Origin of the sequence: Aquisalimonas sp. (genome assembly GCF_007120195.1) — a bacterium.
GTDB lineage: Bacteria > Pseudomonadota > Gammaproteobacteria > Nitrococcales > Aquisalimonadaceae > Aquisalimonas.
Window position 1 is genome coordinate 1 of record NZ_SKOG01000130.1, and the last position, 13,928, is coordinate 13,928.

16 protein-coding genes are annotated in these 13,928 nt (G+C 63.8%); 8 read left to right on the plus strand and 8 right to left on the minus strand.

The window, feature by feature from the left end:
* A partial coding sequence (locus QZT63_RS09640; protein ID WP_290650694.1) for an AMP-binding protein occupies nucleotides 1-1,491 on the plus strand: 1,491 nt, incomplete at its 5' end.
* Nucleotide 1,492: 1 nt separating this feature from the next.
* Nucleotides 1,493-2,314, plus strand: a complete 822-nt coding sequence (gene thiD, locus QZT63_RS09645) for a bifunctional hydroxymethylpyrimidine kinase/phosphomethylpyrimidine kinase (RefSeq protein ID WP_290650696.1) — start codon at nucleotides 1,493-1,495, stop codon at nucleotides 2,312-2,314.
* Nucleotides 2,315-2,366: 52 nt separating this feature from the next.
* Here the strand turns inward: thiD and ispG are convergent, their stop codons facing one another.
* Entirely contained in the window at nucleotides 2,367-3,638 is a 1,272-nt protein-coding gene (ispG, locus tag QZT63_RS09650) for a flavodoxin-dependent (E)-4-hydroxy-3-methylbut-2-enyl-diphosphate synthase (protein ID WP_290650698.1), read from the minus strand.
* Nucleotides 3,639-3,820: 182 nt separating this feature from the next.
* On the opposite strand from ispG, the gene QZT63_RS09655 reads away from it, so the two are divergent.
* Nucleotides 3,821-4,300: a tetratricopeptide repeat protein gene (locus QZT63_RS09655; protein WP_290650700.1), complete on the plus strand. Its 480-nt coding sequence runs from the start codon at nucleotides 3,821-3,823 to the stop codon at nucleotides 4,298-4,300.
* 36 nt (nucleotides 4,301-4,336) lie between these two features.
* Nucleotides 4,337-5,032, plus strand: a complete 696-nt coding sequence (locus QZT63_RS09660; RefSeq protein ID WP_290650702.1) for a glutathione S-transferase N-terminal domain-containing protein — start codon at nucleotides 4,337-4,339, stop codon at nucleotides 5,030-5,032.
* 79 nt (nucleotides 5,033-5,111) lie between these two features.
* On the opposite strand, the gene QZT63_RS09665 is transcribed toward QZT63_RS09660, so the two are convergent.
* Entirely contained in the window at nucleotides 5,112-5,726 is a 615-nt protein-coding gene (locus tag QZT63_RS09665; RefSeq protein ID WP_290650704.1) for an alpha/beta hydrolase, read from the minus strand.
* A 547-nt stretch (nucleotides 5,727-6,273) separates the two neighbouring features.
* Nucleotides 6,274-7,758 (minus strand): NAD(P)/FAD-dependent oxidoreductase, encoded by a 1,485-nt coding sequence (locus QZT63_RS09670; RefSeq protein WP_290650706.1) that lies wholly within the window; start codon nucleotides 7,756-7,758, stop codon nucleotides 6,274-6,276.
* 281 nt (nucleotides 7,759-8,039) lie between these two features.
* Between QZT63_RS09670 and QZT63_RS20065 the strand changes: the two genes are divergently transcribed.
* On the plus strand, nucleotides 8,040-8,282 hold the full coding sequence (locus tag QZT63_RS20065; RefSeq protein WP_366636591.1) for an alpha/beta hydrolase fold domain-containing protein: 243 nt from the start codon (nucleotides 8,040-8,042) through the stop codon (nucleotides 8,280-8,282).
* 72 nt (nucleotides 8,283-8,354) lie between these two features.
* On the opposite strand, the gene QZT63_RS09675 is transcribed toward QZT63_RS20065, so the two are convergent.
* The 5 genes from QZT63_RS09675 to QZT63_RS09695 form a co-directional block, all read right to left on the minus strand.
* Nucleotides 8,355-8,762 (minus strand): type II toxin-antitoxin system VapC family toxin, encoded by a 408-nt coding sequence (locus QZT63_RS09675; RefSeq protein WP_290650708.1) that lies wholly within the window; start codon nucleotides 8,760-8,762, stop codon nucleotides 8,355-8,357.
* Nucleotides 8,759-8,998, minus strand: coding sequence for an AbrB/MazE/SpoVT family DNA-binding domain-containing protein (locus QZT63_RS09680; RefSeq protein WP_290650710.1), 240 nt, complete (start codon nucleotides 8,996-8,998; stop codon nucleotides 8,759-8,761). The genes QZT63_RS09675 and QZT63_RS09680 overlap by 4 nt, the downstream gene beginning before the upstream one ends.
* Nucleotides 8,999-9,150: 152 nt before the next feature.
* Complete coding sequence (locus QZT63_RS09685) at nucleotides 9,151-9,294, minus strand: hypothetical protein (RefSeq protein ID WP_290650712.1); 144 nt, start codon at nucleotides 9,292-9,294, stop codon at nucleotides 9,151-9,153.
* A gap of 230 nt (nucleotides 9,295-9,524) precedes the next feature.
* Nucleotides 9,525-10,280, minus strand: coding sequence for a co-chaperone DjlA (gene djlA / locus QZT63_RS09690; protein WP_290650713.1), 756 nt, complete (start codon nucleotides 10,278-10,280; stop codon nucleotides 9,525-9,527).
* Between the two features lie 399 nt (nucleotides 10,281-10,679).
* On the minus strand, nucleotides 10,680-11,300 hold the full coding sequence (locus tag QZT63_RS09695) for a TetR/AcrR family transcriptional regulator (protein ID WP_290650714.1): 621 nt from the start codon (nucleotides 11,298-11,300) through the stop codon (nucleotides 10,680-10,682).
* A 295-nt stretch (nucleotides 11,301-11,595) separates the two neighbouring features.
* Between QZT63_RS09695 and mazG the strand changes: the two genes are divergently transcribed.
* The 3 genes from mazG to QZT63_RS09710 form a co-directional block, all read left to right on the plus strand.
* On the plus strand, nucleotides 11,596-12,399 hold the full coding sequence (mazG, locus tag QZT63_RS09700) for a nucleoside triphosphate pyrophosphohydrolase (RefSeq protein WP_290650716.1): 804 nt from the start codon (nucleotides 11,596-11,598) through the stop codon (nucleotides 12,397-12,399).
* Nucleotides 12,396-12,950, plus strand: a complete 555-nt coding sequence (locus QZT63_RS09705; RefSeq protein WP_290650718.1) for a hypothetical protein — start codon at nucleotides 12,396-12,398, stop codon at nucleotides 12,948-12,950. The genes mazG and QZT63_RS09705 overlap by 4 nt, the downstream gene beginning before the upstream one ends.
* Before the next feature lie 166 nt (nucleotides 12,951-13,116).
* On the plus strand, nucleotides 13,117-13,928 hold an 812-nt coding region (locus tag QZT63_RS09710), incomplete at its 3' end, for a hypothetical protein (protein ID WP_290650720.1).

The window sequence follows — 13,928 nt, forward strand, 5'->3', positions numbered from 1 at the left end:
ACACCGCATCGGGCGGCAATCTACGACGCCGACACCGGCACCCGGCTGAGCTTCGCCGACACCCATGCGCGGGCCAACCGGGTCGGTGGCTGGTTGCTGGATCAGGCCAGCCTGCGCAAAGGCGACGCCATCTGCATGATCAGTCGCAACCGTCTGGAAGCGCTGGATCTCTACCTGGCCTGCGGCAAAATCGGCACCATCCTGGCGCCTCTGAGCTACCGTCTCCGCCCGCGCGAGCTGAACGAGCTTCTGGACCGGATCCAGCCCCGCGCCTTCGTCTACGAGGACATCTTCGATGCCCTGGTGGAGGAGCTCACTCTGCCGGCCTCGGTCGCCAAGCAGGTGCGCATCACCGATGGCGACGATAGCGGCTTCCGTCCCTTGCTCGAGCATCCGGAGCGGGACGTGAACGTCCCCCTGGCCCAGTCCGATACGTTTCTCTACATCCATACGGGCGGGACCACGGCAACGCCGAAAGTCTGTATCGTCCCGCACCGGCAGATGGTGTGGAACGCGCTGGATATGATCGTCACCGGCGGCGTGCTCATGGAGCAGCGCCAGCTGATCACGTTCCCCATGTTTCACGTGGGGGGCTGGAACTCGTTGACGCCGATGTTTCATGCGGGCGGCTATTCGGTGATCACGCGCCAGTTCGACCCGGGTCAGGTGCTGGAGGTCATTGAGCAGGAGGGCGTCACCCACTTCGGCGGCGTGGAGGCCATGCTGCGCTTCATCGCCGAGCACCCTCGCTTCCACGAAACCGATTTGTCGACCCTCCAGGGCGTCACCAGCGCCGGTGCACCCTGCGCCGCCGAGGTCATGGAGCCCTTCTACGCGCGCGGTATTCCCGTGGTGCAGGCGTACGGCCTGACAGAGGCCGGGCCGTCGAATTTCATCTACGGCGGTGTGGATCAGGATCTGGAGACCATCCGCAGCCATAACCGCAGCATCGGCACAAGCATGATCCACAGCGATTTCCGCATCGTTGATCAGGGGAGTGGCGAGCCAGTGCCCCAGGGCACCGTGGGTGTGCTGCAACTGCGCAGCCTGCACAACTTCGGCGGCTACCTGGGTCAACCGGAGCGCACGCGCAAGGCGCTGCTGGACGACGGCTGGGTGGACAGTGGCGACCTGGCGGTGGAAGACGCCCAGGGGAATGTTCGCATCATGGGGCGAGCCGACAACATGTTTATCAGTGGCGGCGAGAATGTCTCCCCGGAAGAGATCGAGACCGTGCTGCAGGGGCATCCGTCGGTGGCGCAGGCGTGCGTTGTGGCGATGAACGATAGCCGATGGGGCCAAGTGCCGGTGGCCGCAGTGGTCGCCGCGGGCGAGGTCTCCGACAACTTCCCAGACGATTTGCGGGCCTTTTGCAAGGAGCGCCTGGCACCGTTCAAGGTCCCGGTGCGGATTGCCGTCGTTGCCGCCATCCCCGTCACCGGGGCAGGCAAGGTTGACCGCAACACACTTCGGCAACAACTGGATGGCTGAGATGGTCACACAAGCGCATGGCAAGGTGCTGATCATTGCCGGCTCCGACTCCGGAGGCGGGGCCGGCATTCAGGCGGACATCAAGACGGTCACCGCACTCGGCGGCTATGCCATGACCGCCATTACGGCGCTCACCGCTCAGAACACCCGCGGCGTTCACGGCGTTCATGCTGTGCCGCCGGCGTTCCTGCAAAAACAGATCGATGCCGTCATGGATGACCTCGGAGCCGATGCCCTGAAGACGGGGATGCTCCACGACGCGCAAACCATCGAATGCGTCGTCGAGCTTGCCGAGGGTCCCGGACGGGGTATCCCGCTGGTGGTCGATCCGGTCATGGTGGCACAAAGCGGCGCCCAGCTGCTGGATCCAGGCGCCGTCGAGTGCCTCAGAGAGCGGCTGCTGCCGCGGGCGACGCTGCTCACCCCGAACCTCCCGGAGGCGGAGGTCCTGCTCCGGCAGCACATCCCGGGCGTAGACGACATGGAGGACGCCGCCCGCGCCCTGCAGTCCATGACCGGCGGCGCCGTGCTGCTCAAAGGCGGCCATTTGCCGGGGGACTCCATTGTCGATGTGCTGGCTGGCCCGGAGGACGTTCGCGTCTATCGTCACGCGCGCATTCACACGCACCATACCCACGGCACCGGCTGCACGCTGGCATCGGCCATTGCCGTCGCGCTGGCGCAGTCAATGAGTCTGGAGGCGGCCGTGGAGCAGGCGCGGCATTACCTGCTCGAGGCGATTCGCACGGCGCCAGGTTTTGGTGGCGGGGGCGGCCCCGTGAATCACTGCCACACGGTGGATCGTGGCAGTCTGCGCCCCTAGTGTCCTGTAACCGGCATTCGAGCAACTACGGTCAGTGATGAATGAAGCGCCGCTACGGGGCTTGTGAGGAACCGGCAGCGGGCGCCGCAACCTGGTCGTCACGGCCATAGTGCCGCGCCACGTAGCGCTCGATGACCGCCTTGAAATCGTCCGCGAGGTTGTCCCCCTTGAGGGTGACGGTCTTCTCGCCATCCTCGTAGACGGGCGCGACTGGGCGCTCACCGGTGCCGGGGAGGCTAATGCCGATGTTCGCGTGCTTGCTCTCGCCGGGGCCATTGACCACGCAACCCATGACCGCCAGGCTCATCTCCTCGACACCCGGGTAATGGCGCTGCCACTCCGGCATACGATCCCGGACAAAGCTCTGGATATCGCCGGCCAACTCCTGGAAGACCGTGCTGGTCGTGCGCCCGCATCCCGGACAGGCGGCGACGAGGGGATTGAATGCACGCAGCCCCATGGTCTGCAGCAGCTCCTGGGCGACTTGCACCTCTTTGGTGCGCGCTTCGCCGGGTTCCGGAGTGAGGGAGATACGGATGGTGTCGCCGATTCCCTGTTGTAACAGCACGCCCAGCGCCGCGGACGAGGAGACAATCCCCTTGGAGCCCATGCCCGCCTCGGTTAGACCGAGGTGCAGCGGGTAATCGCAGCGACCGGCGAGATCGCGGTAGACGGCGATGAGATCCTGAACCCCGCTGAGCTTGCAGGAGATAACGATCCGGTCATGCCCAAGCCCCAGCTCCTCGGCGCGCTGCGCGCTGCCCAGGGCGGAGACGATCAGCGCCTCCTTCATGACGTCCCGCGCTTCCAGGGGCTGGGCGAGGGCGGCGTTGTCGTCCATCATGCGGGCCAGCAGGTCCTGGTCGAGGCTGCCCCAGTTCACGCCGATGCGCACCGGCTTGTTGAACCGGCACGCCGTCTCGATCATTTGCGCATACTGCGTGTCCCGGCGTGCACCACGCCCCACGTTGCCCGGGTTGATGCGGTACTTGGCGAGCGCTTCGGCGCAGGCCGGGTGACGCTCGAGCAGCTTGTGGCCGTTGAAGTGGAAGTCGCCCACGAGGGGGACGTCCAACCCCATGCGCTCCAGTCGTTCGCGGATACGGGGCACGGCGGCCGCCGCTTCTTCCGTGTTGACGGTCAGGCGCACCAACTCGGAGCCGGCTCGCGCCAGATCCGCGACCTGGACGGCGGTACCGACCTCGTCGACGGTATCGGTGTTGGTCATGGACTGCACCGCCACCGGAGCCTCGCCGCCAACCATGACATTACCGATGGTGACGGGAACGGTCTGACGTCGTTTCGGTTGCTGATCTGTACGCATTTGCTTAAAGCACGTATCCCTGAGCTTGGGCCGCCGTCGGCGTCGTCCGGCGGGCGATGGCGGCGATGAGTATGGTAGAGTGCCGGCCACGAGGGACGTGGAGCCCACCCGCTGTGCCCTCGGCAACCAGTAGTAGGCCGTAGATGATACAGGAGATGCAGGGGTTTGCCATGGGACGGACCATGACAAACCGGCAGGCCTGGGCCGGTGTCCTGTGCCTGTTGGCGTTAGTGATTGGAGGCTGCGCTACGACCACCGGCGACGAACGCCGTGAGATCCTGCGCCTCAACCAGGCGGCACTGGAGGCAGAGGCAGCAGGCGATGACGCAGCGATGCTGGCCGCCTATCGACAACTCCTGGAGCTGGATCCCGAACGGCCGCGTGCGTGGCTGCAGGTGGGTACCATTGAGGCCGAGAAAGGCAATCTTGACGAAGCTCAAGCCGCTTTCAACAACGCACTGGAATACGACCCCGACTACCGTGACGCGCTTTACAACCTGGGACTCGTGCACATGCGCAGTGGTGCGCAGCTGCTCAACGAAGCCCGCGACGGGAGACCCGAGGATGTCAGCAGCCGTGCCAACGATGTCTACCTGAGCTGTCTGCTGGCAGGTGTGGTCAGGAATCCGGATATCGAGATCCCCTGTCCGGACCTGCCGTGAGCGGTTCGCCACCACCACCCGATTGGAGGTTACCCGATGATTCAGCTCTATAGCTGGCCCACCCCGAACGGCCACAAGGTCCACATCCTGCTCGAAGAGCTCGGCCTTCCTTATCAGGTGCACGGCATCGACATCAGGGCCGGCGATCAATTCTCCGAGGAGTTCCTGCGCATTAGCCCCAACAACAAGATTCCGGCGATCGTGGACGAAGAGGGGCCGGACGGCCAGCCGCTGACGCTATTCGAGTCCGGGGCCATTCTCATCTACCTGGCGGAGAAGCACCGTCAGCTACTCCCGGAGGATCCGCGGCGGCGCGCGCAGACCCTGCAGTGGCTCATGTTCCAGATGGGCGGCGTCGGCCCGTTTCTGGGGCAGGCACACCATTTCATCAAGTACGCGCCTGAGACCATCGAGTATGCGGTGAGGCGTTACACCAACGAAGCCAATCGCCTGTATGCCGTCATGGATAAACGCCTCGGTGAGGCCGAGTACCTGGCTGGGGACTATTCCATTGCCGACATTGCCACCTACCCATGGACGCGGTCCTATGACCAGCAGAATGTGGATATCGCCGAGTATCCGAACGTTCGGCGCTGGCAGCAAGCGCTCGAAGCGCGCTCTGCGGTTCAGCGTGGGCTCGAGGTGCTCAAGGATGCCGCAGACAAAGCGAAGACGGACGACAATACGGCATGGGAGGCCATGTTCGGCTCCAAGCAGTATCAGCGCCGGTAACGCCGGTGGGCAGCAAGGCACTGAATAACTGGAAATTCAGCAGTCTAGTGTCCTGTAACCGAATTCCGGTGACAGGACACTAGACCGGCTCAAATTTTTCGATGATGAGCCGATGAACGCGTGCATTATTCATGAGCAAACTGTGTATCGTTGGAACCAGAAACGGGTGATCGTCATCTTTGACGAGCGTCTCCGAGACCTGGACTAGTCCGTCATTGCCCTTACCCTTGAACGGGCTCAGCGAGCCACGCCACCCGGCGGTGCCTGCGACGACCGTATAGGGAACCCGCAATGCCGGTAGCCTCTGAAACCACGTGTCGTCGACCAGGCACGCGCGACACGTGCCGACGTGTATACGCTGAGGCAAGTATGGGTACATCACCCGTGCAAGATACGGTGGACGGTTTGGTGTACCCAGCATGATGAGGTGCCGCACCGTCACCTCGGGCGTCAGCGCAATGCCTTGCCGCAGCAGTAGCCCCCCAAAGGAATGCCCCACCAGCCCCACCGCCGGCTCCACTGCGGCAAGGCTACGGAGCCTGGCCGCAAGCCGCTCAACAACGGCGTCGTGGCGCTCACGCGAGGCGGAATAAGAGAAGCACTCGGGCGCATGGCCCAAAGCGACAAGTCGTCGGCGCAAGAGAAAAAACGACCGCCGCGTCCGACCGAGCCCGTGAACCAGAAGAACTCTCATGCACCCTCTGTAGCTGGCCCCTTTGTGTGATTTCCACGAGCCAGCCAAATCGTAGACCAAGCCCCTATACCCATGGAAGCTCTTATCAAGAAGCAGCAGCAGTTCTAATGTTGCCGATCTTCCGTTGGCCCTGGCTCCCGGGCGTCCCTCCCGCGGTGGGTACGTGGTGGAGTCCTGCCATGGCACCGGGTGCGATCGAAGGGCGTAGGGTGCCATTAGCGCCAGCGTAATGCACCGTCAAACAAACCGCGCCGCAGGCGCACAAGCGCAGCATGAATTGCGCACTTGCGGCGCTGTGTTATTGACGGCGGGTTACGCTGCGCTAACCGACTACGGGTACCGTGTCCAGCCATGCCATGGCACCGCGGCCGATCGAAGGGCGTAGCATTAGCGCCAGCGTAATGCACCACTATCCGCTGCGCGCCGACGCCCGAGAGGCCCTTGCTTCAGCGTCATAATTAGAATCGCTGAAGAAGCAGCCGACAGCCAATTCTTCCGTCAGTCGGTCGACCGGCACCCTCTGCACGTACTGGCATCCTGACGCGCCTTAGGCGATCTCGTAATCCGCCGGGTCGAGGTGCCGCGTGCGCCGGTAGTACTCGTAGGTCTTCCCCGGCCAGTTGTTCGTGATGCGGCCGTCGGCGGTCTGGTACCAGCTGCTGCAGCCCGCAGCCCAGACGGTCTGGCTCAGACGTCGCTGCAACTCCTCGTTGAAACGCGCGAAGACGTCTTGGCGCACGGCCAGCGCCCGCACGCGCTTGAGATGCCGCAGCGCGCCATCGAGGTAGCGCATCTGGCATTCAATCATGTAGATGATCGAGTTGCCGCCGAGATTCGTGTTCGGGCCGTACATCACGAAGAAGTTCGGGAATCCGGGCACGGTCATCCCGAGATAGGCCTTGGCGCCATGGCGCCAGCGCTCCTGGAGTTCGGCACCGTCGCGGCCGACGACATGCATCGGCGCGAGAAAATCGGCGGCCCTGAAGCCCGTGGCGTAGATCAGCACGTCGGCGTCGTGCTGCCGGCCGTCCACCGTCTCGATGCCGGTGGCATTGATTGCACGGATGCCGGCGGTCTCAAGCGTGACATTGTCGCGCTGCAGCGCCGGGTAGTAGTCACTGGAGAAGAGGATGCGCTTGCAGCCGATGGGATAGTCCGGCGTTACCTTGGCGCGCAGCTCCGGATCCGGCACCTGCCGCTCGAGATGTCGTCGGGTCACATATCGGAAGATGCGCGCGACTGCATTGTCGGCCTGGTCGAAGGCATCGGTGCTCACTTCGCCGAGCTTCCACAGGCAGTAGCGGAAGGGACGGTCGTAACCGGGCACGTAGCGGAACAGCAGGCGGTTGAGCAGACCGTAGTCGCCGTCGAGGCGCGGCAGCAGATAGGGGGCGCTGCGTTGAAAGACCGTCAGGTGCCCGGCCACCTTGGCCACTTCCGGAACGAACTGGATGGCACTGGCTCCGGTACCGATGACAGCGACGCGGCGCCCTTCCAGTGGCACGTCGTGGTCCCACTCCGCGGAATGGTAGCTCGCGCCGCCGAAGTGCTTGCGCCCCAGGATGTTCGGCCAGGCTGGGCGCGACAGCTGGCCGACGCCAGCAACCAGCACACGCGCGCGCCACCAACGCCCGTCCTCGGCCTCGACATGCCAGCAGCCACCGGCTTCGTCCCAGCGCGCCTCGCGCACCTGCGCACCGAACTCGATGAGGTCATACAGCCCGAAGTGCTTGGCGCAGCAGCGCATGTAGTCGAGAATCTCGGGCTGGTGCGGGTAGCGCCGTGAAAAACCGAACCATTTGTAGAAGGAGAAGGAATACAGGTGCCACGGCACGTCGCAGGCCGCGCCGGGATAGGTGTTCTCGCGCCACACCCCGCCGATGTCGTCGCCCTTCTCGAGAATGCGCAGGCGGTGCCAGCCACAGCGACGCGCCTGGATCGCCGCACCGAGTCCCGAAAAGCCGGAGCCGACGATAACGACGTCGAGCGGGTCCACCGCCTGTTCGACGGGTTGCAAAACGGCTGCGCTCACATCTCCTGTTTCGTTGCTTAACACTCTGCGGCCTACTGGTGGGGCAGGTTGCACGCGGTCATATTCTTGCAAAAGTACTTTTTTTACGACACCCACCAGACGGCGGGCGTCCCGTCATCCGCTAACGACACCGACCCCGCCTGGAATTGTGCGTTCCCACTGGCATACGGCTCGGATGCCGATACCGGTTGCCGGAGAGGTTAGGATGACACGCGATGACGACGTCCCCGAAGGGTACACGCCGGACGCGGGGCGCCTGAGCCACCAGTCTTGGGAGCACCATTGATGGCCAGCCGTTCCGCAAGAGTCAGCCTGTTTCGTGGGGTTGCGCGCACCGTGGTGCGGCCAATCGTCACGAGCCGCTGGCGTCACCCCTCTACGCGCAGCTTGCCGGGCTGCCCCCGGTGCAACTATTTGTCGCCAACAATGAGCAGCTCCTGGACGACAGCATCCGGTTGGCAGACGCGCTGGACTCCCCCCGCGTGGAGTGGCGGTGCAACTCATACGCTCGCTACAAACGATAAGGGATGCGGTTTCCGGGACTCTCCTGGCGGAGATCGTCGGGCTTGGGCCGGGACATGAATGGATCGCCCCGGTCACAGCCAGTTCGCGACACGAAGCGCCGGAACGCGCTCGAACTCCCCTACGTTGGCCGTAACCAGAGTTGCTCCCATGGTGGAGACTTGCGCGGCGATCAGCAGATCGTTTGGCCCGATGGGGGTGCCGTCTCGCTCAAGCTGATGCCGGATGCGCGCGTAGGCGACATCGGCGGGCGGCTCCTGCGGGACGATGACCATGGCGTTAAGAATAGCCTCGATCTGCGCGCTCAATGCCGGTGAGGCGCGCTTTTCCGCCCCGAAGCGGAGTTCGCTTGCGACAATAATGGATGTCCCGACAGCCGTCTCGCCGACCCGCGCGATATGGTCCCGAACGACGCCTCGCGGGTGACGGATCAGTGCCGAGAGAATATTGGTATCCAGGATGTAGGTAGGTGCGTCAGTCACAAGTCCACGTCGTCCAGGGGGAGGAGGCCAGCATCGGTATCGGGGAGCGTCTCGTCGAGGTCCGGCAGCGTCGATAGCGTTGCCAGTAGACCACGTGGGCGAACGGGTTCGATGATCAGCCGATCGCCCTCGCGACGGATGGTCACTTCGCGGGCATCCAGGGCGAACTCCCGGGGAATCCGGATCGCTTGGTTTCGGCCATTGCGGAAGATGCGGATATGACGTTCGGCACTCATGATCGTTCCTTTTGGCATATGCCTCAGCATAGGCCGTTGATGTCCTGCGCACAAGAACTGGATTTATCGGTCGTGCTCGATTGACTTGCGCACGTTCTGGAATTGTCGCGGTAAGGCCGCTCCTACTGGGCGGCGGCTTTGCGGGCGGCTTTCTAGGCGCGGCATTCCTCGATGGTGACGTTGCGGAGCAGGGATTCGCTGTTCTCGTTGCTGTGCACCAAGCCGACGCTGGCGACGAACGACTCGATCATGGCGCTGAGGCGATCATCGTCGATCCAGTATCGCCGGGTAGCCATGCCATCGCACCGGCGTCGATCGAAGGGTGTGGCCATGCGATGGAACCGGCGCCGCTCGAAAGGCGTAGGGTGTCATTAGCGCCAGCGTAATGCACCGTTTAAACAAACCGCGCCAAGGGCGCGCAGAAATCACCGTGCGCGATCTCCGAACGAGGGGGGCACAGGGAATAGCGACCACACTTCGCGCCAGTGCCTTTGGGCGGCGCCGAACCACCGTCCGTGACCAGCCGCTAGGCCATGCCGCGCACGTCCTTGATCAGGTCGTAGGCGGTGGCAATCTCGCGTGTCTTTTCCTCGGCAACCTCGCGCATGTTCTCCGGAAGGCCCTTGCCGGCGAGCTTGTCCGGGTGGTTCTGGCTCATCAGGCGCCGGTAAGCGCGCTTGATGTCGGAATCGCTTGCGTCCGGGGAGACACCGAGCGCCGCGTAGGCATTCTCGAGCTTTTGGTCCCGGGAGGGTGCGCCGGACGATGCCCGTAGCAGGGATTCGAGGCGCGCGACCTCCGCCTCGGAAAGCCCGAGGCCCCGGGCCACGCGAACGAGCATGTCGTGCTCGGCGGGATGCACGGTGCCGTCGGCGGCGATCGCAGTAAGCTGAATCTGCAGGAACGTCTGCAGCATCGCGTGGTGACCGCGGCAGACCCGGGCAAGCCGGGCTACCTCCGCGTCCAGGTCGAAATCCGGCGCTTTGCCCCGCTCGAATGCCTTCTTGGCCGACGTCCGTTGCTCCTCGGAGAGGTGCAATCGCTGGAACAGGGTCTCGGCGGTCTTGATCTCGTCCCGGGTAACGACGCCGTCGGCCTTGCACAACGCCCCCATGACCGCGAACGTGGAGCCCAGGAACTGTTGCTGCACCAGCTTCAGGCCACCGCGCAGCACGCGCCGCAGGATCAACTGGACCAGATACCCGAAGGCCGCGCCGATGATGAGCCCGGAAAAACCGCTCACCAGGGCCCCGATTAAACCACCGATAACAATGAATAGCATGTGTAAAGGGTACCAAAAGGTGAACCATTGCGGGGGTCCGCGTCGGCACGACGATTGTTCGTTTACGACAAGCGCCCGTTGCTGCGCCTGGTCATCGCCGCACCGCAGGCCAGTTTGCCTTCGTCCTCGGCGCGTTCGTCGTGCCGGTGGCCGGCGCCGGGACGGTGACGCTGGACACGAAGATGCTCCGCTACCAGCCCGAGGTGGTGGAGGTGCCAATGGGCACTACTCACCCAGTCCACGATCCCGGGTTCAGCCGTCTAGTACGGTCACTGGCTCCCTGCAGTATCAGCGCCGGTAACGCCGGTGGGCAGCAAAACGTTGCATCATTCGTCGCGATCGAGGTGTGGCATCGCAGTCGTGCATGAGGCGAACGCGTAATACGTCCGGCGGGTCGGGCTATTCTGCCTTCACGTCATCATCTTTGAGCGGAACCAGCCCGCCTTCGATAAACGCCAAGGCGGTTTCCATGACGTCATCCGGCGGCATCGTTCCCTCCCAGACCGCATAGCGCAGCCCCAGGAACGAGGCCATCCCCATCAATGCCCAGGCCTGACCGTAGGCCGAGCCCGAGCGGATCTGTCCTTCTCGCTGGGCTTGTTCCAGGCGGGCGGTATAGACGTCGGCCATCTGCTCATAGTATTCGCGGTAGATAGACTCGTCGATGAACTGCGACTCCAGTACGACCCGGTACAGATTCTGGTCCTCGATGGCGAACCGCAGGAAGGTCTCCAGGCCCACCCGCTCGACTTCGATGCGGTCCGTAATGCCGTGCGTGGCCTGGGTCAGCGTATGCCGGAGTTTTCGGTTCATGAACCGCACCAGTTCGCGCAGAATCTCTTCCTTGGAATCGTAATAGATGTAAAACGTACCCTGGGCAACGCCGGCCCGCCTGGTAATACTACTCACGGAAGCCGTGTGGAAGCCCTTCTCACCGAATTCCAGCTCAGCGGCAGCAAGCAGGTTCTGGCGAGTTTGCTCACCGCGGGCCGTCACCGGTTTGCGAGTCGCTTTGGCCAATGCTGAATCCTCAGAAAATTCGCATGTACCCAAGTCCGGAGGCGCACGGATCCACCGAACCGCTGGACGTGGTGACTGGCTGGCGAATTCGCCGTCTCGCGGCGCGAGGCAGCCCGTTCGCAATAGCCCGCCGATCCATGATACATGACTCACTGCTCAGTCAAGACAACGCCGCGTCGAGGGGCAAGAAGAGCTGGAAGCGGCTGTGGTAGTGTGTACCGCGCTGCCATCAAGGTGCGGTATTTGGGGGGTCTAGCCGCCCGGTTGATGGACTCGCTGTCTGGAGAGGGTACGATTGAAGGCACTGCACGATTTGCTGGCATTGATGGCCAGACTGCGGGATCCGGAGCGCGGATGCCCCTGGGATGTCCGCCAGGATTTCCATTCCATTGCGCCGTACACCCTGGAAGAAGCCTACGAGGTGGCTGACGCCATTCAGCGCGAGGACCCGGAGGGCCTGCGCGACGAACTCGGGGACTTGTTGTTCCAGGTTGTGTTCCATGCGCAGATGGCCGCGGAGCAGGGCCTGTTCGACTTCGAGGACGTCGCGACGGGCATTCATGACAAGATGGTCCGGCGTCATCCCCATGTGTTCGGCGAGGTGAGAGGTGAGCACGCACCCGGAGCGTCCTGGGAGGCCATCAAGGCTGCGGAGCGGGAAACGCCCCTGGCGGGCGAAGATGCGCCGATGCCCTCCGCCCTTGCCGGTGTGACCGCCACTCTTCCTGGGCTCACCCGTGCCGTGAAGCTCACCCGCCGCGCCGCCAGGGTCGGGTTTGATTGGTCTTCGGCCGATGGCGTCATCGCCAAGATTCACGAAGAGCTGGAGGAGATTGGCGAGGCCCGCGCGCACGGCGCGCCGGAGGATGTTGAGGAAGAGTTCGGCGACCTGCTGTTTGCCTGCGCCAATCTTGGTCGTCACCTCGGCATCGATCCCGAGCGCGCACTGCGGGGGGCGAACGCCAAGTTCCAGCGCCGCTTCCGGCTTATGGAAGGCCGGTTGCAGGAGGAGGGCGCCGATCTACTGGACAGCGACATGGGGGTCAAGGAGGCGGCGTGGCAACGGGCAAAGCGCGAGGAGCATGGGGGCGGCGCATGACAACGGTCAAAGTATGCAGTATCGGCGCATTGGCGCTGGGCTTGGCCATCGGTACTGCGCACGCCCTCGAGCCGCCGCGTGGGGAAGGAGGCTGGTACGCGGGTGGCGGAGCGCGGGTACTAAAACTCGAAGGCTGGCAGGAAGGTTATGGCCCGTTGCTGCTGCTGGGCTGGAAGCTCCCCTATGAGCATGCGGACACACCGAAATCCAGCATCGCCCTGGAAGCGGAACTGGTCGGCACCACCAGCAGCCTGTCCCGCCGGGCGGATGAAGGCCGGGAAGAAGCTGATATTCGCTATGGCGGCGTACATCTCGCGCTGAACACCTTTATCGGAGAGCGGTTCTTCTACCGCGTCCGCCTTGGTGCCGTGGGTCGGGAGCTGGATGTGGAGGGCAGCACCGAGCTCCAGGGGCGCCTGGTCTTCGGCCTCGGCGTTGGTTTGCGCATCGGCGACCGTCTGGACCTACTCCTCGACGCCCAAACGCAATACTGGACCTTCCCGGACAACCTGCTCAACGAAGCGGGCATCACCGCCCGCTGGCATTTCTGACCGCGCTCCAAAGGGGCACAACAGATCATCCACACCTCACACCCGCCACCCTCCCTCGCCCCACCGTCTCCCAACCCCGCCCCCGAATCCATAGGAGCCTTGATTCAGTCCGCCACCTCAAATACTGTATATAAATATAACAACAACCCACCAAGAGGTTCGGCGCATGAGCCACGACCAGAACTTCAAAAACCTGATCCTCGACTACCCGCGGCAGGCGCTGGCGTTTTTCGCCGCCGAGGAGGCCGCCGCCATCGACGCCGGCGTTCGGATCACACCGCTGCGCCAGGAGCAGCTCCAGGAGCGCCTGGGCGAGCGCTTCCGCGAGCTCGACGTGCCGTTGCTGGTGGAGTGGCCGGACGGGCGCCGAGAGGCGCTATTGTTCGTGCTCGAAGAGGAGAGTGCCGCGCGGCGCTTCGACATCCACCGCCTGGCGCACTACTGCCTGGATCTCGCACAGCTGTGTGAGACCACACGCGTGGTGCCGGTGGTGATCTTCCTGGACGCAGGCCATGCCCCCGAGAGGCTCACCCTGGGCGGTGACCGGCGTACCTTTCTGCAGTTCAGCTACCTGGCCTGCTGGCTGCGGTCGATTCCCTACACGCACTACAGCGAGAGCGACAACCTGGTCGCGCGGCTGATGTTGCCGAACATGGCCTGCAGCACCTCGGAGGAGAAGGTGGAGGCGTACGCCGCGGCCCTGCGAGGGTTGCTGAAGCTTGAGCGGGACCCGGAGCGCCGGTTGAAGTACATCGACCTCGTCGACATCTACGCGGCGCTGAATGATAATGAAGCGGCGCTGTATGCGCGGAGGTATCCGCAGGAGAGCGAGCAGATGAGCGGGTTTGCACAGCGGTTTCGGGAAGAAGGCCTTAGGCAGGGTCGGCAGGAAGGCATGGAGCAGGGTCTGCAGCAGGGCGAGGCGGCCGTGCTGCTGCGCCAGATCGAGCGCAAGTTCGGCGCCGCCACGGCCGAGGC

What these genes read in the sequence shown, in the direction of transcription:
- QZT63_RS09660 (WP_290650702.1), top strand. Translation starts at nt 4,337, where the DNA reads ATGATTCAGCTCTATAGCTGGCCCACCCCGAACGGCCACAAGGTCCAC.
- djlA (WP_290650713.1), bottom strand. Translation starts at nt 10,280, where the DNA reads ATGCTATTCATTGTTATCGGTGGTTTAATCGGGGCCCTGGTGAGCGGT.
- QZT63_RS09685 (WP_290650712.1), bottom strand. Translation starts at nt 9,294, where the DNA reads ATGGCTACCCGGCGATACTGGATCGACGATGATCGCCTCAGCGCCATG.
- QZT63_RS09705 (WP_290650718.1), top strand. Translation starts at nt 12,396, where the DNA reads ATGACAACGGTCAAAGTATGCAGTATCGGCGCATTGGCGCTGGGCTTG.
- QZT63_RS09680 (WP_290650710.1), bottom strand. Translation starts at nt 8,998, where the DNA reads ATGAGTGCCGAACGTCATATCCGCATCTTCCGCAATGGCCGAAACCAA.
- QZT63_RS09655 (WP_290650700.1), top strand. Translation starts at nt 3,821, where the DNA reads ATGACAAACCGGCAGGCCTGGGCCGGTGTCCTGTGCCTGTTGGCGTTA.
- QZT63_RS09665 (WP_290650704.1), bottom strand. Translation starts at nt 5,726, where the DNA reads ATGAGAGTTCTTCTGGTTCACGGGCTCGGTCGGACGCGGCGGTCGTTT.
- thiD (WP_290650696.1), top strand. Translation starts at nt 1,493, where the DNA reads ATGGTCACACAAGCGCATGGCAAGGTGCTGATCATTGCCGGCTCCGAC.
- ispG (WP_290650698.1), bottom strand. Translation starts at nt 3,638, where the DNA reads ATGCGTACAGATCAGCAACCGAAACGACGTCAGACCGTTCCCGTCACC.